Genomic DNA, 19,101 nt, shown 5'->3' with positions numbered 1-19,101 from the left:
AATCGCGGGCAAGCGCGCTCCTACAGGGGGTTGGGTATCGGCCTACAGTCAAACCTCAATCAACGCCGCCAATTCCCGCTCAAGCTCGTCGTGATCCGCAAGGTTCAACTCGATCAACCGGCGCAGGTGGGTCACCGATTCCAGGCCGATGTGTTCGCAGACAAACCCCAGATGATTGTGATCGTCGTGGGTCAGTCTCACCTCCATCTGCACGAAGATATCGACGTTCAAATGAATGTCGACGATAAACGGCTCGTCAGGGTTGCCCTGCCACGGTGAGGGCCGTTCGATCAGCAGGCCTTTGAGCGAAAGGTCGATCAGATGAACGGGCCAGGTCTTGTGGTTCTGAGTCAATTCAGTCTTGGCATCGAACGCGATGCGTTTAAAGCGTCGGCGGTCTTCGTGGGAATCTGTCATAAGTCGACTTCTCCTTGGCTGCTTTGACTATAGGCCAAAACCCGCGCTAGACCATTGTGGGGGTGGCCTTTCGCTTCAGCAGCGCTAAACTCTGATGGCTGCTCACACAAGTCCACTCAGCTGGAAATAAAAAAAAATGAAAAACAATAATAGTCTGCTGCGCCACGTGCCCTGGCTGATTGTTGCGATTCTCGGGGCGTGGGCCCTGGGAGTGGTTGCATTGCGTCGGGGAGAGGCAATCAACGCACTCTGGATCGTGGTCGCCGCGGTCGCTATCTATCTGGTTGCTTATCGCTACTACAGCTTGTTCATCGCCACCCGCGTCATGCAACTCGACCCGACACGGGCCACACCGGCGGTGCTGAACAACGACGGTCTGGACTACGTGCCGACCAACAAACACATCCTGTTCGGTCACCATTTCGCCGCTATTGCCGGTGCAGGTCCGCTCGTCGGTCCGGTGCTCGCTGCGCAAATGGGTTATTTGCCCGGCACGCTGTGGCTGATTGCCGGTGTCGTGCTGGCCGGTGCGGTTCAGGACTTCATGATCCTGTTCCTGTCCACCCGCCGTAACGGCCGTTCGCTGGGCGACATGGTCCGTGAGGAAATGGGCCGTATTCCCGGCACCATCGCCTTGTTTGGCTGCTTCCTGATCATGATCATCATCCTCGCGGTGCTGGCGTTGATCGTGGTCAAGGCCCTGGCCGAGAGCCCATGGGGCATGTTCACGGTCATGGCGACGATCCCGATTGCGATGTTCATGGGCGTTTACATGCGCTACATCCGTCCGGGCCGCATTGGTGAAATCTCCGTGGTCGGCGTGGTGCTGTTGCTGCTGTCGATCTGGGTGGGTGGCCAAGTGGCCGCGAGCCCTGAGTGGGCGCCGCTGTTTACGTTCACGGGTGTGCAAATCACCTGGATGCTGGTCGGTTACGGCTTTGTGGCCGCCATGCTGCCGGTCTGGCTGGTGCTGGCACCGCGTGACTACCTGTCGACCTTCCTGAAAATCGGCACCATCGTCGCCCTGGCGATCGGCATTCTGATTCTTGCGCCCGAGCTGAAAATGCCGGCCCTGACCCAGTTCACCGACGGCACCGGTCCGGTCTGGAAAGGCACGCTGTTCCCGTTCCTGTTCATCACCATCGCCTGCGGTGCGGTGTCGGGTTTCCATGCCCTGATTTCTTCGGGCACCACGCCGAAGTTGCTGGATAACGAAGTCAACGCCCGTTACATCGGTTACGGCGGCATGCTGATGGAGTCCTTCGTGGCGATCATGGCCATGGTGGCGGCTTCCGTCATCGAGCCCGGTGTTTACTTCGCCATGAACAGCCCGGCGGCGATCGTCGGTTCCGATGTGAACGCAGTGGCGCAGATGGTCAGCAGTTGGGGCTTCGTGATTACCCCGGACCAGCTGATCGCAACGGCCAAGGACATCGGTGAGAACACTGTACTGGCCCGTGCTGGCGGTGCTCCGACGCTGGCGGTCGGTATCGCGCAGATCCTGCACCAGGCCTTCCCTGGCCAGAACACCATGGCGTTCTGGTACCACTTCGCGATCCTCTTCGAAGCGCTGTTCATCCTGACGGCGGTGGATGCCGGTACCCGTGCCGGTCGCTTCATGTTGCAAGACTTGCTCGGCAGCTTCGTGCCTTCGCTCAAACGCACCGAATCCTGGACCGCCAACGCGATCGGCACCGGTGGCTGCGTGGCGTTGTGGGGCTATCTGCTGTATCAGGGCGTGATCGATCCACTGGGTGGCATCAACACCTTGTGGCCGCTGTTCGGTATCTCCAACCAGATGCTGGCGGGTATCGCGCTGATGCTGGCAACTGTAGTCCTGATCAAAATGAAACGTCAGCAGTACGTGTGGGTGACCATTCTGCCAGCGTCCTGGCTGCTGATCTGCACCGTGACCGCCGGCTTCATCAAGCTGTTCGACCCGAGCCCGGCCGTAGGCTTCCTGGCGCTGGCGAAGAAATACAGCACAGCGGCCGATGCCGGTCAGGTGCTGGCACCGGCCAAGACCATGGACCAGATGCAGCACGTGATCTTCAACGCGTATACCAACGCGGCGCTGACCACCCTGTTCCTGTTCGTGGTGCTGAGCATCCTGTTCTACGCAATCAAGGTAGGCCGCGCGGCCTGGACCAAGAAAGAGCGTACCGACAAGGAAGCGCCATTCCAGGCCTTCCCGAAAGCCAACTGAGTGCGCTGTAAGGCGAGGAGCTGTGTATGTTCAATGACCTGAATCGTTTGGGTAAGTATCTGGGTCAGGCAGCCCGCCTGATGGTGGGCATGCCGGACTACGATAACTACGTCGAACATATGCAGAACAAACACCCGGACAAGCCGGTGATGACGTACGAGGCGTTCTTTCGGGAACGCCAGGATGCGCGTTACGGCGGCAAGGGTGGGCCCAAGTGCTGTTGATGGCCTGATTCTGTAAAGCTTGTTTGAATAGCGCGCCACGCCTGTCGTGGCGCGTTTTTATTTGGATACTTCTATTGTTTGTGCCGACGTCTCGCGAATGAATTCGCGCACACAGAGAGAGCGTCGGCGCGCATCTGAAAGCAGGAGAACGCATGACCGTTTCGCAACCTATTCCCGTCACCGTCCTGAGTGGTTTTCTCGGCGCGGGCAAGACCACGTTGCTGCGTCACCTGCTCAAGGAAGAGCACGGCCTGAAAATCGCCGTGATCGAAAACGAATTCAGTGACGCCGGCGTCGACACGCAATTGCTCGGCGATGAGCCCGTGCAGGTGATGACGCTGTCCAATGGCTGCGTGTGCTGCACCATCCATACCGACCTGACCAAGGCGTTGTTCCTGCTGCTGGAGCGACTGGACAGCGGTGAAATCGCTTTCGACCGCCTGGTGATCGAATGCACGGGCCTCGCCGATCCCGCGCCCGTCGCGCAGACGTTCTTCATCGATGAAGAGCTGCGCGAGCGCTATATCCTCGATGGCATCATCACGCTGGTTGACGCCGCCCACGCCGACACCCATCTGGAACAGACCATCGCCCAGGCACAGATCGGTTTCGCCGACCGCCTGCTGGTGAGCAAGACTGATCTGGTGGACGAGCCGGCCTTTGAAGCCCTGAGCCAGCGACTGGCGCGCATCAACCGCCGCGCGCCGATTCGCATCGTTGAGCACGGCAAGATCGATTTGGCCGAACTGCTCGATGTGCGCGGGTTTAACCTGAACGCAGACATCGGCGGCATGACCCTGCGCCCGGCAGCGCCTGCGGGCCGGTCGATCGACCGCATCAGCAGCCTGGTCCTGCGCAGCGACAAGGCGCTGGATATCGACAAGCTCAGCGAGTTCATGAACGAACTGCTCGAAGACCACGGCAAACAACTGCTGCGCTACAAAGGCGTACTGAACATCGCCGGCGAAGCGCGCAAACTGGTGTTTCAAGGCGTGCTGAAGTTATACGGCTTCGATTTCGACGTGGAGTGGGCAGAAGGCGAAAAGCGCGAAAGCGTGATCGTGTTCATTGCCGATGAGCTGCCGGAAGAGAAGATTCGAGAAGGGTTTGCGAAGGTGTCGGCGGATTGATTCAACCTCACGACGGACTGACACACCACAAATACACTGTGGGAGCCGGCTTGCTGGCGAAAGCGTCGTGTCAGTCGACATCACGGTGTCTGGCCTGCCCCATTCGCCAGCAAGCCGGCTCCCACAGGTTATGTATTCCAGATTGAAAGGTATTTCTGACGCACAAAAAAGCCCGGCTCAAGAGCCGGGCTTTTTCATGCAACCGCTACGGCGTCAGATCACTCGCCGTAAACCGGCAGCTTGGCGCAGATGGCTTTGACTTTCTCACGAACGGCATCGATCACCGCTTCGTTGTTCAGGTCAGCCAGGATGTCGCAGATCCAGCCCGCCAGTTCCTTGCACTCTGCTTCCTTGAAGCCGCGAGTGGTCACTGCCGGGGTGCCGAAGCGCAGGCCGGAGGTGACGAACGGGGAGCGTGGGTCGTTCGGTACGGAGTTCTTGTTCACGGTGATGAAGGCCTTGCCCAGTGCGGCGTCGGCGTCTTTACCGGAGATGTCCTGCTTGATCAGCGACAGCAGGAACAGGTGGTTCTCGGTACCGCCGGAGACTACGTCGAAACCGCGCTCGATAAACACCGAAGCCATGGCCTTGGCGTTCTTCACCACTTGTTGCTGGTAGGTCTTGAACTCAGGCTGCAGTGCTTCCTTGAAGCAGATCGCTTTGGCGGCGATGACATGCTCCAGAGGACCGCCCTGGCCGCCCGGGAACACGGCGGAGTTCAGCTTCTTCTCGATCTCGGCGTTGGCGCGCGCCAGGATCAGGCCGCCGCGTGGACCGCGCAGGGTTTTGTGCGTGGTGGTGGTGACGACGTCAGCGAAGGGAACCGGGTTCGGGTAGACGCCAGCGGCAACCAGACCGGCCACGTGGGCCATGTCGACGAACAGGTAAGCGCCGACCTTGTCAGCGATGGCGCGGAAGCGCGGGAAGTCCAGGATCTGCGAGTAAGCAGAGAAGCCCGCCACGATCATCTTCGGCTTGTGTTCTACCGCCAGACGCTCGACTTCGTCGTAGTCGATCAGACCGTTGCCGTCGATGCCGTATTGAACAGCGTTGTACAGCTTGCCAGACGAGGAAACGCTGGCGCCGTGGGTCAGGTGACCGCCGTGGGCCAGGCTCATGCCCAGGATGGTGTCACCTGCGTTGAGGAGGGCCAGGTAAACGGCGCTGTTGGCCTGCGAACCTGCGTGTGGCTGGACGTTGGCGTAGTCGGCGCCGAACAGCTCTTTGGCGCGGTCGATGGCCAGTTGCTCGACGATGTCGACGTATTCGCAGCCGCCGTAGTAACGCTTGCCCGGGTAGCCTTCAGCGTATTTGTTGGTCAGCACAGAACCCTGGGCTTCCATGACAGCGGGGCTTGTGTAGTTTTCCGAGGCGATCAGCTCGATGTGCTCTTCCTGTCGCTTGGCTTCTTGTTCCATAGCGGCATACAGGTCGGAGTCGTACTTGGCGATAGTCAAATCACGGCTGAACATGGCGGTCCTCGGGGATCGGGCAGTAGAAAAGGGGGGCATTCTACAACATCGGCTTTTATCTGGCATATGAAAGCGGGTCATGTGCTGGACAAGCGGTTTTCATCCAGCCTGACGCTGCACCTGCAGGCGCGTGGCTTGTCCCGCGATGTGCCGGGAACCGGTACCAAACCCGGTATGCCCGATTCATCTGAAATACCAGATTTACCGATTTTACAAAGGGTCCCCCGCTGATCGCGGGACAAGGTAGAGCGCCCCTCCGACCACTCCTGCAGGGGAGCGGCACTGATTCAGTCAATCATGAACAGCGCATCGTTACTGAATTGCGCTTCGAACCGCGAGGCCGGCATCGGTCGCCCGAACAGGTAACCCTGCACTTCGTCGCAGCCGTGTTCGCGCAGGAATTCCAGTTGCTCGTGGGTTTCCACGCCCTCTGCGATCACGGCCAGGTTCAGGCTGTGGGCCATGGCGATGATTGCACGGGCGATCTGTGCGTCCTGTTCGCCGGAAGGCAAGCCGTCGACGAAGGTGCGGTCGATCTTTAGCACATCGATCGGGAACTGCTTGAGGTAGTTCAGCGAGGAATAGCCGGTGCCGAAGTCGTCGACCGCAATACTCAGGCCCAGGCGCTTGAGGCCGTCCAGGATCTGCATCGCTTCGCTGACTTCGCGCATCAGGATACTTTCGGTCAGCTCCAGTTCCAGGCAGGCAGGCGGCAGGCCGGTTTCCTGAAGGATATTGGCGATGCGCATGCCTAACTGGCCATCGGAGAACTGCCGCGCGGAAATGTTGACCGAGACCTTCGGCACGCGGACCTTTGCCTTGTGCCATTCGCGCAACTGCTGGCAGGCTTCCTTGAGCACCCATTCACCCACTTCGACCACCAGCCCAAGCTCTTCAAGTACCGGGATGAAGTCCCCCGGCGGCACCAGTCCGCGACGGGGGTGACGCCAGCGCAACAGGGCTTCCGCGCCGGTCAGGCGCTTGCCGTCACCGCTGAACTGCGGCTGGTAATACAAGGTGAACTCTTCCTGCTCGAGGGCGTGGCGCAGGTCGCTCTCCAGTTCCAGACGCTCCAGGGCGCTGGCGTTCATGTCGGCCTGATAGAACTGGAAGTTGTTCTTGCCGCGCTCCTTGGCGTGATACATCGCCGTGTCGGCGTTCTTCATCAGCTGGCTCAGCTCATTGCCGTCCTGCGGGCTCAGCGCGATCCCGATACTGGCCGTCACGAAGAACTCACGGCCTTCCAGCACAAACGGTTTAACCAGGCTGGCGAGAATCTGCTCCGCCACGTGAATGGCCCGGGTCAGCGCCGCCTGTTGCGTGGCGCCGGGCTGCAACAGCAAGGTAAATTCGTCGCCGCCCATGCGCGCCACGGTATCGTCGTCGGCCACACACGCCAGCAGGCGTGCCGCCATGTCCTTGAGCATGCGGTCGCCCGCGGCGTGTCCGAGGGAGTCGTTGATCGGTTTGAAACGGTCCAGATCGAGGAACATCAAGACCACCCAGGCATGCTGACGCTCGGCATGTTGCAACGCGGTGTGCAGACGGTCCTGGAACAGCGTGCGGTTGGGCAGGTGGGTCAGGGCGTCGTAGTAGGCCAGCCGGTGAATGCGCTGTTCGCTGGCCTTGCGCTCGCTGATGTCGCTGAAGAAACACACGTAGCTGGCCAGGTCGCCTTCGTCGTCGAACACGGCCGTGATGCCGACCCACGCCGGGTAATGTTCGCCGTCGCGTCGCTTGAGCCACAGCTCACCCTCCCAACTGCCGCGCTGGTGCAGTTGCTTGAGGATGTAACCCATGTGGGCTTCCTGCTGGTCTTCGACGGTCAGCATCATCGGCAACTGGTCCAGCACTTGCGCGACGGCATAGCCGCTGACGCGACTGAACGCGTCGTTGGCCTGGACGATATAACCGGCCGGGTCGGTGATCAGGATCGCGGAGGTCGAGTGTTCGAATACGGTCGCGGCCATGCGCAGGTCTTTTTCAGCGCGGCGCTGCTGACTGATGTCACGACCGACCCCGAGGATGCCTTCGAACGTCCCGGCTTCGTCCCACACCAGCACCAGACGCAGCTCAACGGGGATCTTGCGGCCGTCCGCGCGCAGGCAGTCGAACAGGAACAGTTGCGTCGTCACTTCACGGCGCAGCGCCGCCAGGGCGTCAGGCTTGCCCAGACCTCTGCGAATACGGTGCAGCAGGGCGTAGAGCGCCGCCAGTTGTTGCGGGTTGGCAATGATCGAGTTCCAGCCGTTTTGCAGAATCCACTCAGAGGTATAGCCCAGCACGGCATTGACCGACGGGCTGACATAGTTGGGTTGCAGTTTCTGATCGGTGGAGAAGATCACATCGCTGATGCTTTCTGCCAGCATGCGGTAACGCTGCTCGCTGTCACGCAACGACTGACTGGCCTCGACCTGCTCGGTGATGTCCTTGGCGACACCGATGATGCGCGTGACCTGACCGTTCTTGTCCGGCGCCAGTGCCTGCTCGCGAATATCGAAACGGCGCCACCGGCCTCGGCGGTCGCGAAAGCGCAATTGGCATTCGGTCATCCCGCTGTCGCTTTGGTGGGTCCAGGGCAAGCGCATGTGTTCATAGCACTCGGTGTCTTCGGGGTGCAGCAGTATTTCCCAGAAGTATTCCCCCATTTGTTGCAGATCTTCCGGGGTGTAGCCCAGGGTTTGCCCCAAATGATGGTTGCTGTAAATCATGCGCCGCGTGGTGATGTCCTGAACGTACAGATGGTCGGGGACAGTGCGCACCACGTCCGACCAGAAGCTTTCACGCTCCTGCAACGCCAGCTCGGTTTGCTTGCGGTTGGTGATGTCGTTGATGCTGAGGATGACGGCGTTGAAGTCTTCCGGCTGCTCGGGCAGGCGCACCACGAGCCACAGGTGCTGGTCGTGGCCGTCGGCATCGGGCAGCAGGATTTCCAGCTCAAGCTGCGGCAGGCCGTCGAGCACCGCGCTGATCAACTGCACACCAATGCCTGTATGCGACCGGGGGCAGCCCTCGATAAGCTGTTGCCAGACCTTTTCGGCGGATTCGGCACGCAGCAGGCTTGAGGCGACCTGATTGACCTCGGTGATGTGCAACTGGTGTAACAGGCCTTTGAGCTGGACGGGATGATGGATCAGGCGCTGGCTCAATTCTTCGCTGCTGCTCAGCTGCAGCTGTCTCAGGTATTCGGGCAGGCCTGAGAGATCGAGAACACAAAGCGCGACGCCGGTGCCTTCGAAGATATCTTTGTAACGACGACGGCTTTCATGCAACTGCTGTTGGCGGCGTCTCAAGCTACGCAACGCCAGCAGCGGCACGATGGAGCAGAGCAGGGCGATCAAGCATTTTGCTATCAACGGTGCGACCAAGGCCTGACGGGCTTTTTTCGCATCGAACAGGCCCCGCAGTTGCCAGTCACTGTTGGTCAGCGGTTCGAGCAGCACGGTCTGTGGATCGCTGCCCACTGATGCGCCGTCCGCCGCTTCGCCCCGGTAGATGAGATGCCGTGTCGTGCGGTTTTCCAGTTGCCAGCCTGGCTGATAGTCCTGATCGCTTTGTCGGGTCAGGGACTTCAGCGCTGACGTGTTCAGGCGGATCGCCCAATAGCCTTCGCTTTCGCTGCCCGGTTGCCGAACGAACAGGTAAATCAGCGACCCGTCCGGGGCGTCGGCGTAATAGTAGGTGCGGCCTTGAATGCGCTGGTGCTGATCAGTCAAAAAACCGGCGTCCTGACGCCCTGGATCGCTGTCGGCGATGACGCTGGATTGGCTGTCGAGCCAGGCGACGCTGCGCAGTGAGGGGATCGATTGACGCAGGCGATCCAGTGTTGCGGTATGTTGCTCAAGGGCTTGGGGACTGCCTTTGGCGTCATCCAGAACGTTGAGCGCAACCTGAGCGCTCAGCGCCATGTTCAGGCTCAGTCGGTCGGCCAGCTGGATGCTGTAGTCAACGCTGCGCTGATGCTGACGCTCTTGCGTCTGTTGAAACTGTTCAACCAGTTGCCACAACAAAAGCACGAGCATCAGCAGCACCAGCACCGCCAGTGCGCCTTTGAGCGAGCCTCGAAAAGGCATGGCCGTCGCACTTTTCGACGAGCGCAAGGGCGGAGTGGGGGGTGATGTGGACAAACTGTGATCCTGACTGCTGGACTGAATCAGCGTGTGCGAAATGCACTATAAGCTTGACGCCCAAAGGGCGGCTAGCATGCCTTGACTTGTGGCTAAGTGCCAGCCCCATTGGGCCGCACGGTTTGCCCTGTCGACTGCATTCGGGTAGCTTTGCGCCACGCGCGGGACACCCGATTTCTGCAAGCGTTACGCAATGCCTGCAAACATTGCTCCAGCTTTATGACCGGTGCTCGGAAGTTTTGCCGCCGCTATTCTGGTCAAGCCTTAATCAATTCAAGGCCCGGATGCGCCCGACGGCAAGTGGCGAGGTCATTTAAAAGCTGTTTTTGCGACAGAGCACCGGGTTTCTCCCGAACGCTCGCGCCTTTATTCACCGTCATAACCAGGTTTTCATTCCATGGCTCAATACGTCTTCACCATGCATCGGCTGAGCAAAGTTGTTCCGCCGAAGCGGGAAATCCTGAAAAACATCTCGCTGTCGTTCTTCCCGGGCGCCAAGATCGGTGTACTCGGCCTTAACGGTTCGGGCAAATCCACGTTGCTGAAAATCATGGCCGGTGTCGACACCGAGTTTGATGGTGAAGCACGCCCGATGCCCGAGTTGAACATCGGCTACCTGCCGCAGGAACCTCAGCTGGACCCGACCAAGACCGTCCGTGAAGTGGTCGAGGAGGCGGTCAGTGTGATCAAGGACGCCCAGGCGCGTCTGGACGAGGTCTACGCTGCCTACGCAGAACCGGATGCCGACTTCGACAAGCTGGCCGCCGAACAGGCCAAGCTGGAAGCCATCCTGCAGGCCAGCGATGGCCACAACCTGGAGCGTCAACTGGAAGTCGCCGCCGATGCGCTGCGTCTGCCAGCCTGGGACGCCAAGGTCGAACACCTGTCCGGTGGTGAAAAGCGTCGCGTGGCCCTGTGCCGTCTGCTGCTGTCGGCGCCCGACATGCTGCTGCTCGACGAACCGACCAACCACCTGGACGCCGATTCCGTTGCATGGCTTGAGCACTTCCTGCACGACTTCCCGGGCACCGTGGTCGCGATCACGCACGACCGTTACTTCCTGGACAACGTCGCCGGCTGGATTCTGGAACTCGACCGCGGCGCCGGTATTCCTTACGAGGGCAACTATTCGGGCTGGCTCGAGGCCAAGTCCGATCGTCTGGCCCAGGAATCCAAGCAGCAATCGGCTCACGAAAAGGCCATGAAGGAAGAGCTGGAGTGGGTGCGCAAAGGCGCCAAAGCGCGTCAGTCCAAATCCAAGGCCCGTCTGCAACGCTTCGAAGAAATGCAGTCGCAGGAATTCCAGAAGCGCAGCGAAACCAACGAAATCTACATCCCGGCTGGCCCACGTCTGGGCGACAAGGTCATCGAATTCAAGAACGTCACCAAGGGTTACGGCGATCGCGTGTTGATCGACAACCTGTCGTTCGCGATGCCTAAAGGCGCCATCGTCGGCGTGATTGGCGGTAACGGTGCCGGTAAGTCGACCCTGTTCCGCATGCTGATGGGCAAGGAACAACCCGATTCAGGCTCCATTGAAATCGGTGAAACCGTGCAACTGGCCTGCGTCGATCAGAGCCGTGACGACCTGGACGGCAGCAAGACGGTGTTCGCACAGATTTCCGATGGCTCCGATCAGATCAAGATCGGCAACTATGAAATCCCGTCGCGCACCTACGTCGGTCGTTTCAACTTCAAGGGTGGCGATCAACAGAAGTTCGTCAAAGACCTCTCCGGGGGGGAGCGCGGTCGCTTGCACCTGGCGCTGACCCTGAAAGAGGGCGGCAACGTCCTGCTGCTCGACGAACCGTCCAACGACCTCGACGTCGAAACCTTGCGTTCCCTGGAAGAAGCCCTGCTGGACTTCCCGGGCGCCGCCATTGTGATCTCCCACGATCGGTGGTTCCTGGACCGCGTGGCGACCCACATCCTGGCGTACGAAGACGACTCGCAAGCCGTGTTCTTCGAAGGCAACTACACCGAGTACGAAGCCGATCGCAAGAAGCGTCTGGGCGACGCCGCTGCCCAACCGCATCGCGTGCGCCACAAGAAACTCGCCTGAATCAGGCGAGTGTCATGAAAACGGAGCCCTCGGGCTCCGTTTTTTTTGCGCGTGTCGTCAGTGGCTGCATGAACGCAACTCACACATTGGGTGGAACCAGATCTGCGCATAGGCCCGGTACCTGTAGGAGACGTCCGAGGTTACGAGGGCAGCGAATGCGGTGGGTCAGGTGACGGAAATGTCAGATGACCTGCAAGAACGTTTTGGGGTATCTCTCAAAACCTGGAAGCTTCGGCAACGAGGGCTTGCGGGTCATCAACCATCCCCCTCGATCTGCACAATTTCAATCACCTGATCGCCGACCGGCCGTTTCCAGCTGACCTCATCCCCGACTTCCCCACCCAGCAATGCCTTGCCCAGCGGCGATGCCCAGTTGATCAACTGGCTCGTCGCATCCGCCTGATCTTCCCCCACCAACTGCACACGCTGCTGATTGTCCTGCTCATCGGCAAAGGTCACCCAACTGCCGATCTGCACCTTGTCAGTGGACACGGCAGGCGTGACCACTTGAGCACTCTGCAGGCGTTGATTGAAGTAACGCAGGTCCCGTTCGATATCGGCCAGGCGCTGCTTGTCGGCGTTCTCGCCACGCGCGGATTCATCGCTGTGTTGCGCCTGCAATAACGAGACATCGTCCTGCAACTGAGCAAGACCACGTGCCGTCACGTAATTCGGTTGTTCGCTGACCTGTCGCTCGACTGGCTGGCTTGCCTGCGCGGCAGCGTTATCTTCATTGACGAAGGCCCGACTCATGAGGTGCTCTCCTGTTCACGTTCATGAACGTTGGGCCATGATCGCATTCGATAAGTTTCGCCAAATGTCCCGCAACGACGTGAGCGTCAATGAGAGCGATAAGCCTTGGCGGCGTCCTGGGTTCTCTGTTGCTCCCAGGCGCGGTCCCGGTCGTTCCAGATGCTGTCTCGCCCCTGATCCTGAACATTGCGGTTTTCCAGTTGGGCCTGGCACTGGCGGAAACCGTCACTCCAGCCTTGCGCGTAAATCGTGTCGCGCAAATAGCGCGGCACGTCCTTTTTGTATTGCCCTTTCATGATATCCACGGACTGCCGACCACTCCCGCAACCATCCTGAAAACCGTCCGCAAATGCCGGCGGGTAACCTTCGGCCAGTAACTGGTCGTGGGTAGACTGACATCCGGCGACAACCAAGCAGCACCACAGCACAACCCAACGCGTATTCATTTCCGTATCCTCGACTTATGTAAAAAGTCTAGAAGCGGATCTGTGAGTTATGTGTAAAAGCGTTGTGAGAAATCCATTAACCGATGCCCGGTATACCGTGATTAGTTCCGAATTTCTGCCTGACGGCTCAGTAGCCTGAAAAAACTTTTAGTAATTTTCTTGTCGACGGCCTGCGAAGATTCAGGGTTGGTAGACTGTCCCGCTGCGCGAAACTGCTTAGGAAGATGAATGAACCTGCGAACGATCCTGATCCTTGGCGCACTCAGCGCTTTCGGCCCATTGGCCATCGACTTTTATTTGCCCGGTTTTCCGGCCATTGCACTGGCATTCGCAACGGATGAACAACACGTTCAGTTGACGCTGGCTTCTTACTTCCTCGGCTTGAGCATCGGGCAACTGGCTTATGGGCCGATCGCCGACCGTTTTGGCCGACGCCTGCCGCTGTTGTTCGGCGTGGGTTTGTTCACGCTGGCTTCGCTGGCGTGCGCCTTCGCGCCGACTCTGGAGTGGCTGATCGCTGCCCGCTTCGTTCAGGCGTTGGGTGGGTGCGCCGGCATGGTGCTGTCGCGGGCCATCGTCAGTGATAAATGTTCCCCCGTTGAGTCGGCAAAAGTGTTTTCGCAGCTGATGCTGGTGATGGGACTGGCCCCGATCCTGGCGCCGATGCTCGGCGGTCTGCTGGTGAATGTGTACGGCTGGCAGACGATTTTCATGACGTTGACCCTGTTCAGTGCAATGACGGCAGCGGCTGTTGCGTGGGGGCTTCCGGAAAGCATGCCGGCCGGTCATCCGCGGCTGCCGTTGTCCGGCGCATTGGGTTCCTACTGGCGCCTGTTCGGGGACCGGATTTTTCTGGGCCATGCATTGACCGGCGGCATCGCGATGGCCGGAATGTTTTCCTACATCGCAGGTTCTCCATTCGTGTTCATCAAGCTGTACGGCGTCCCGGCCGAGCACTACGGCTGGCTGTTCGGTACAAACGCGGCAGGCTTCATCCTGGTCGCACAGGTCAACGCACGCCTGGTCGGCCGTTTCGGGCCCGCATGGTTGTTGTCGCGCATGGTCTGGCTTTACCTCGCCGCGGCGCTGGTGCTGCTCGGGATCGCCTCGCTGCACACCGAAAAGCTCTGGCCGCTGCTGGTCCCGCTGTTCATCTACATCGCCAGTCTGGGGTGCATCATTCCCAATGCCTCGGCTTGCGCGATGGCCGGGCAGGGCAAGCGTGCCGGCAGCGCGTCGGCGCTGCTGGGATGCCTTCAATTCAGTGTGGCGGCGGGCGCGGCGGCGTTGGTCGGTGTGCTGCATGACGGCACTGCCGTGCCCATGGCGACCGTCATTACCTTGTGTGGCGTTCTGGCTGTGAGTCTGGCCATGCTCACCCGACGTGCACAGTTGAAACGCGATGCCCTCAACCCGCCTGTCGATGTACGACTGTGACGCCCGTTCGGCGACGTGATGACGTTGCCGAACCCTTCTGATAGCAGGCAGATAAGCGTGGAGTTACATACACCGGGTGTTTCTGATGTGCGAATGAATTGGATTTCGCCACAGTTGTTTACTACTTGAAAAATAGAATCTTCTTACATTGGCTTTGTGCAGAAACAATCAGGACAGTTTTTTCAGTGGATAAATCCGGTGTTCCTGTTTGATCAGCGGATTTTTTTCTTGAGAGTTTTTGGAATATTCGCTGTAGGCATTTGCCTCGGTATTAATCATCCACTGTTACCCAAAGAGGACTGACAAGCCCGTGCGAAGCGGTTTCTGGCTGCTTTGTGAAGCATGTCGCGGCATCGAGGGAATGCGACCCTTTGCCCGATGTTTTACCTAAGGGGCTGACAAGCTTCAACACCCGACTTGGTGAAGCCAATTCTCTGCGTAGATGCAACGCTTATACTGTGCACCCACCGTGGATCCCATTACTGGCGCAACATTGAAACTGTCCTGACGGCTTGAGCCAATCTGTACGACTGGGCGAATCAGGCCGTTCAGAGTTTCCATGAGGTGATGCAGATCAACGCCATCATGTGTGCCATGCAACGATCATGGCGGCATACCGTGCATGGCGAGCCGGTCCTCGTAGTAGACGAATGTTTCAACAGGGAGTGAAGACATGGAACACGCACCTTGCATCAGTCAGATTGCCGCGCTGCTGGCGGATCCCAAGCGCAGTGCGATGATGTGGGCATTGATGGACGGGACCTCGCGAGCGGCCGACGAGTTGGCATTGCTGGCAGGCTTGTCGACCTCCTCGGCGGGTGCGCACCTGGCGCGTTTGGCCTCCGGCGGATTGCTCCGGCAGGAAGTGCGCGGGCGAAAGCGGTTTTTCAGACTGGCCGCGCCGGAAGTCGGCGCGGCAGTACAGGCGCTGGCCAGTGCTTCGATGATCAGTGCCGAAGTGGTCAATCGCAGTGTCGCGCAGCCGTTACCTCCGTTGCCATTACGCCGCGCGAGCGTGTGCGCCGATCATCTCGGCGGGGAACTGGGGACGGAGTTGTACCAGCGCATGCTGGGGGCGGGCTGGATCGAACAGTCCGATCAGCGCCTGGAGGTGACGAACGTCGGGATTTCACGGTTTGCCGAACGCGGAATCTTCGTGCCTGCACTGGCTCACAGGCAGCGGGAAACCGTGTGTGCCTGCGCCGATTGCAACGAGGTGAGCCCGCACCTTGGCGGTGCCTTGGGCGCCGGGTTACTGCAACTGTTCATGCAGTTGGGTTGGTTGCGCACGACGGAGGAGGCTTGCACGCTTCAGGTGTCGTCGAACGGGCAGCGTGAAATCAACAAGATTGCGGCGGCCGCTTGAGGATTGCCGGCGCAATACGCGCCGCACGGTTTGGCGAGGGTGGCGATGTTGACATCCGCACCGCTGGCAAACCGCATGGCTGCTGAAGGTGTGTAGCAAGCCCTTGGTATCAGGGCTTGATCAACCGCGCATCGAGGCTGTTCTGCGCCAGACGTTTCGCCTGATCCTGGGTCATGCCCAGATGCTCGTGCAGCGCCTGGAAGTTTTCAGTCACGTACCCGCCAAAGTAGGCCGGGTCATCAGAGTTCACCGTGACCTTCACCCCACGCTCGAGCATGTCGAGGATGTTGTGCTGGCTCATGTGGTCGAACACGCAGAGCTTGGTGTTTGAGAGCGGGCATACCGTGAGCGGAATTTGCTCGTCGATGATGCGTTGCATCAAGCGTTCGTCTTCGATCGCGCGCACGCCATGGTCGATGCGCTGGATCTTCAACAGGTCCAGTGCTTCCCAGATGTACTCGGGCGGGCCTTCTTCGCCAGCGTGCGCAACGGTCAGGAAGCCTTCATTGCGGGCACGATCGAATACCCGCTGAAACTTGCTCGGCGGGTGCCCCATTTCAGAACTGTCCAGACCGACGGCGACGAACGCGTCACGGTACGGCAGGGCCATGTCGAGGGTTTTCTCGGCCTCTTCTTCGCTCAGGTGGCGCAGGAAACTGAGGATCAGGCCGCTGCCTACACCTAGTTGCTCCTTGCCGTCTTTCAATGCACCGGCGATGCCGTTCAGCACGACTTCAAACGCAATGCCGCGATCGGTGTGGGTCTGCGGATCGAAGAAGGGTTCGGTGTGGATGACGTTCTGGGCCTTGCAGCGTTGCAGGTAGGCCCAGGTCAGGTCGTAGAAATCCTGCTCGGTGCGCAGGACGTCCGCGCCCTGGTAGTACAGGTCGAGAAACTCCTGCAGGTTGTTGAACGCGTATGCCTTGCGCAGGGCGTCGACGTCATTCCAGGGCAGGGCAATCTTGTTGCGTTCGGCCAGGGCGAACAGCAGTTCAGGCTCTAGCGAGCCCTCCAGATGCAGGTGTAATTCAGCCTTGGGCAGGGCATTCAACCAGTCGTACATGTGCTTTTCTCATCAGGTGCAATGGTGGGCATTCTACAGAGTTGAGCGCGGCGGCTGGGTGAAAACCTGACCGGACGGTTCAGACCGTCGCGTCTTGCTCCCTTCTGTAGGCATAGGTGTCGGCGAAACGTGACAGCAGAAACTCGGCGCACGTGGTCGGTGGGTAGAGTGGAGGATGGTGCTCGTCGGTGCAGCCGGGCAGGCATTCAACACGGGTATCGGGATGCGGTTCGGCGAAGAACGGCATCGAATAGCGATCGACGCCCAGCGGACTGATGACCCGGTGCGGCGTCGACACGTACTGATCATTACTCCAGCGCGCCATCATGTCCCCCAGATTGACCACGAAGGTGCCATCGATGGGCGGCGCATCGACCCACTGGCCGCGAACATCACGCACCTGAAGACCTCCGGCGACGTCCTGGTAAAGCAAGGTGATGCAGCCGTAGTCGGTGTGAGCGCCCGCGCCTTGTTGCTGTTCGCTGGTGGCGGTGTGACGGGGCGGGTAGTGGATCATCCGCAACACGCTGACGGGTTGCTCGAAGCGTTGATCGAAGAAGTCGCGTTCGATGCCCAACGCCGGGGTCATGGCCCTTAGCAGCGTCAGGGCCAGGGCCTGCATGTCTCGGTAATGCTGTTCCATGAGTGCCTGCCACCCCGGCAGATCAGGGTGACGGTTAGGTCCGCGCAACGGCTTGCCCGCCAGCACGTCGGGATGATCGGCAGGCAGATGCAGACCCATGTCGAAGGTTTCCTTCAGATCGCTGGGCAGATCAGGGTCCAGTTGCTCGGTGGCAATCGCCCCGTACCCGCGATGATGCTGGCTTTGGGTGATGTCGATTTTCAGCTTCTCGCTCAGGGGCTGGGCGAAAAAACGCTGAGCGCTGCCGATCACGTGCTCGATACGTTCGGCGCTGATCGGGTGGCCCTTGATGTAGAAGAAACCCCATTCACGGCACGCCGCATCGATGCGCCGGGCAACCACGTGCCAGGCCTGATCGTCTTGAGCGTAGAGCGGGGAAATGTCGATGACGGGAAGCGGGTTCATGTGTACTCCGTTTAGGCAGCTATCACTCACTGTAGGAGCGCGCTTGCCCGCGATGCGGTGTGTCAGGTGCGGATGTGTTCACTGACAGAAAGAAATCGCAGGCAAGCGCGCTCCCACAGATGCTGAGACCAGGGATTGCCTTACTTCGGCAACTCCGCCTTCACCCCTTCCACGTAATAGTTCATCGACGCAAGTTCTGCGTTGGTTGCGATGCTGCCCTCAGGAATCTTCACTGCCCCCGTCTGATCCTTGATCGGGCCGGTGAACGGATGGAACGCGCCGCTCTCGATGTCAGCGATGATCTTCTGCGCTTCGCTTTTTACGTCGGCGGGCACCAGGTCGCTGATCGGCAGTTCAACCGTGCCTTCTTTCAGACCACCCCAGTAATCCTGCGATTTCCAGGTGCCGTCGATGACCGATTGCGTGGCCTGAATGTAATGCGGGCCCCAATTGTTGACGATCGAGGTCAGCACGGCCTTCGGACCAAAATGCGCCATGTCCGAGGCGTACCCCACGGCGTACACGCCACGACGCTCTGCAGCCTGAATCGGGGCCGGACTGTCGGTGTGCTGGAAGATCACGTCGGCGCCCTGATCGATCAACGCGTTGGCGGCGTCCGCTTCTTTGCCCGGATCGAACCAGGAGTTGACCCACACCACTTTGATTTCGGTGCCAGGGTTGTATTTATTCAACGCCAGTTGAATCGCGTTGATGTCACGCAAAACCTCTGGAATCGGGAACGAGGCGACATAACCGATTTTTTTGGTCTTGGTCATCTTGGCTGCGAGGAAACCACCCACATAGCGGCCTTCGTAGGTGCGGGCCAGGTACGTGCCCATGTTCTTGTCCTGCTTGTAGCCCGTTGCGTGTTCAAAAGTCACTTTGGGAAATTGCTTGGCGACCTTCAGCGTTGGGTTCATGTAGCCGAACGAGGTGGTGAACACCAGGTCGTAGCCACTCTTGGCCATGTTGCGGATGACACGCTCTGCGTCGGCGCCTTCCGGTACGTTCTCGACAAAACTGGTCGTCACCTTGTCGCCCAGTGCTTTGGCCATCGCCTGACGGCCCTGCTCATGCTGATAGGTCCAGCCGTGGTCGCCAATCGGCCCGATGTAAACGAATCCGACTTTCAATGGATCTGCCGCAACGGCCAGCAGACTCGAACTCAGGCCAACGACAGCGGCCATGGCGCACAACAGTTTTTTCAGCGGACGACGTGAGTGAAGGGTGGAAAGCATGCAGGTCGAGCTCCTTTGGTCTTGTGGGCCGGGCCGTCTGGGCGGGGCGTTGGACCCAATGCAAAAAGCTGACCAATAAGACAGGTCTGCGTGCGTGGCGGGATTCAACGAG

14 protein-coding genes are annotated in these 19,101 nt (G+C 59.5%); 6 read left to right on the top strand and 8 right to left on the bottom strand.

All coding sequences use genetic code 11. The annotated features are described in order from the left end of the window. Positions 1-48: 48 nt before the first annotated feature. Entirely contained in the window at positions 49-417 is a 369-nt protein-coding gene (locus BLS87_RS23590) for a PilZ domain-containing protein (protein WP_074756227.1), read from the bottom strand. Positions 418-553: 136 nt separating this feature from the next. Here BLS87_RS23590 and BLS87_RS23585 point away from each other — a divergent pair, with 136 nt between their 5' ends. From BLS87_RS23585 to yjiA, 3 genes are all read left to right on the top strand, one after another. Beyond that, entirely contained in the window at positions 554-2,623 is a 2,070-nt protein-coding gene (locus BLS87_RS23585) for a carbon starvation CstA family protein (protein ID WP_074756225.1), read from the top strand. 26 nt (positions 2,624-2,649) lie between these two features. Then, positions 2,650-2,847 (top strand): YbdD/YjiX family protein, encoded by a 198-nt coding sequence (locus BLS87_RS23580; RefSeq protein WP_074756223.1) that lies wholly within the window; start codon positions 2,650-2,652, stop codon positions 2,845-2,847. Positions 2,848-2,999: 152 nt separating this feature from the next. Continuing rightward, positions 3,000-3,977 carry a GTPase gene (gene yjiA / locus BLS87_RS23575; RefSeq protein WP_074756221.1) on the top strand — a complete coding sequence of 326 codons (978 nt, stop codon included), beginning with the start codon at positions 3,000-3,002 and terminating at the stop codon, positions 3,975-3,977. Between the two features lie 218 nt (positions 3,978-4,195). On the opposite strand, the gene glyA is transcribed toward yjiA, so the two are convergent. Then, on the bottom strand, positions 4,196-5,449 hold the full coding sequence (gene glyA, locus BLS87_RS23570) for a serine hydroxymethyltransferase (protein WP_074756219.1): 1,254 nt from the start codon (positions 5,447-5,449) through the stop codon (positions 4,196-4,198). Positions 5,450-5,736: 287 nt separating this feature from the next. Then, on the bottom strand, positions 5,737-9,576 hold the full coding sequence (locus BLS87_RS23565; protein WP_425262248.1) for a sensor domain-containing protein: 3,840 nt from the start codon (positions 9,574-9,576) through the stop codon (positions 5,737-5,739). Positions 9,577-9,973: 397 nt separating this feature from the next. Between BLS87_RS23565 and ettA the strand changes: the two genes are divergently transcribed. Beyond that, the gene (gene ettA / locus BLS87_RS23560) at positions 9,974-11,638 is read left to right on the top strand and encodes an energy-dependent translational throttle protein EttA (RefSeq protein WP_074756215.1); all 1,665 of its coding nucleotides are present in this window, start codon (positions 9,974-9,976) and stop codon (positions 11,636-11,638) included. Between the two features lie 255 nt (positions 11,639-11,893). Here the strand turns inward: ettA and BLS87_RS23555 are convergent, their stop codons facing one another. Both BLS87_RS23555 and BLS87_RS23550 read right to left on the bottom strand, forming a co-directional pair. Further along, a complete protein-coding gene (locus BLS87_RS23555) occupies positions 11,894-12,391 on the bottom strand; it encodes a GreA/GreB family elongation factor (protein ID WP_074756213.1) in 498 nt (165 codons plus the stop codon). 86 nt (positions 12,392-12,477) lie between these two features. After that, positions 12,478-12,837 (bottom strand): hypothetical protein, encoded by a 360-nt coding sequence (locus tag BLS87_RS23550; protein ID WP_074756211.1) that lies wholly within the window; start codon positions 12,835-12,837, stop codon positions 12,478-12,480. Positions 12,838-13,065: 228 nt separating this feature from the next. Here BLS87_RS23550 and BLS87_RS23545 point away from each other — a divergent pair, with 228 nt between their 5' ends. Then, the gene (locus BLS87_RS23545) at positions 13,066-14,274 is read left to right on the top strand and encodes a multidrug effflux MFS transporter (protein WP_074756209.1); all 1,209 of its coding nucleotides are present in this window, start codon (positions 13,066-13,068) and stop codon (positions 14,272-14,274) included. Between the two features lie 673 nt (positions 14,275-14,947). Beyond that, the gene (locus tag BLS87_RS23540) at positions 14,948-15,640 is read left to right on the top strand and encodes an ArsR/SmtB family transcription factor (protein ID WP_074756207.1); all 693 of its coding nucleotides are present in this window, start codon (positions 14,948-14,950) and stop codon (positions 15,638-15,640) included. Between the two features lie 109 nt (positions 15,641-15,749). On the opposite strand, the gene BLS87_RS23535 is transcribed toward BLS87_RS23540, so the two are convergent. The 3 genes from BLS87_RS23535 to BLS87_RS23525 all read right to left on the bottom strand — a co-directional run bounded on the left by BLS87_RS23535 (position 15,750) and on the right by BLS87_RS23525 (position 18,989). Continuing rightward, positions 15,750-16,703, bottom strand: a complete 954-nt coding sequence (locus BLS87_RS23535; RefSeq protein ID WP_074756205.1) for an adenosine deaminase — start codon at positions 16,701-16,703, stop codon at positions 15,750-15,752. A gap of 79 nt (positions 16,704-16,782) precedes the next feature. Then, positions 16,783-17,751 (bottom strand): 2-oxoglutarate and iron-dependent oxygenase domain-containing protein, encoded by a 969-nt coding sequence (locus BLS87_RS23530; RefSeq protein WP_074756203.1) that lies wholly within the window; start codon positions 17,749-17,751, stop codon positions 16,783-16,785. A 140-nt stretch (positions 17,752-17,891) separates the two neighbouring features. Beyond that, positions 17,892-18,989, bottom strand: a complete 1,098-nt coding sequence (locus BLS87_RS23525) for a BMP family ABC transporter substrate-binding protein (protein ID WP_074756201.1) — start codon at positions 18,987-18,989, stop codon at positions 17,892-17,894. Between the last annotated feature and the right edge of the window lie 112 nt (positions 18,990-19,101).

The organism is Pseudomonas abietaniphila, assembly GCF_900100795.1.
Taxonomy (GTDB): Bacteria; Pseudomonadota; Gammaproteobacteria; order Pseudomonadales; family Pseudomonadaceae; genus Aquipseudomonas; species Aquipseudomonas abietaniphila.
The sequence above is the reverse complement of the archived record's forward strand: the minus strand, read 5'-3'. Positions and strand labels throughout refer to the sequence as shown.

Bases quoted from the DNA above. Each gene is read 5' to 3' on its own strand.
- BLS87_RS23545 (WP_074756209.1), top strand. From the start codon at position 13,066: ATGAACCTGCGAACGATCCTGATCCTTGGCGCACTCAGCGCTTTCGGC.
- BLS87_RS23535 (WP_074756205.1), bottom strand. From the start codon at position 16,703: ATGTACGACTGGTTGAATGCCCTGCCCAAGGCTGAATTACACCTGCAT.
- yjiA (WP_074756221.1), top strand. From the start codon at position 3,000: ATGACCGTTTCGCAACCTATTCCCGTCACCGTCCTGAGTGGTTTTCTC.
- BLS87_RS23555 (WP_074756213.1), bottom strand. From the start codon at position 12,391: ATGAGTCGGGCCTTCGTCAATGAAGATAACGCTGCCGCGCAGGCAAGC.
- BLS87_RS23525 (WP_074756201.1), bottom strand. From the start codon at position 18,989: ATGCTTTCCACCCTTCACTCACGTCGTCCGCTGAAAAAACTGTTGTGC.
- BLS87_RS23540 (WP_074756207.1), top strand. From the start codon at position 14,948: ATGGAACACGCACCTTGCATCAGTCAGATTGCCGCGCTGCTGGCGGAT.
- ettA (WP_074756215.1), top strand. From the start codon at position 9,974: ATGGCTCAATACGTCTTCACCATGCATCGGCTGAGCAAAGTTGTTCCG.
- glyA (WP_074756219.1), bottom strand. From the start codon at position 5,449: ATGTTCAGCCGTGATTTGACTATCGCCAAGTACGACTCCGACCTGTAT.
- BLS87_RS23590 (WP_074756227.1), bottom strand. From the start codon at position 417: ATGACAGATTCCCACGAAGACCGCCGACGCTTTAAACGCATCGCGTTC.
- BLS87_RS23550 (WP_074756211.1), bottom strand. From the start codon at position 12,837: ATGAATACGCGTTGGGTTGTGCTGTGGTGCTGCTTGGTTGTCGCCGGA.
- BLS87_RS23530 (WP_074756203.1), bottom strand. From the start codon at position 17,751: ATGAACCCGCTTCCCGTCATCGACATTTCCCCGCTCTACGCTCAAGAC.
- BLS87_RS23580 (WP_074756223.1), top strand. From the start codon at position 2,650: ATGTTCAATGACCTGAATCGTTTGGGTAAGTATCTGGGTCAGGCAGCC.
- BLS87_RS23585 (WP_074756225.1), top strand. From the start codon at position 554: ATGAAAAACAATAATAGTCTGCTGCGCCACGTGCCCTGGCTGATTGTT.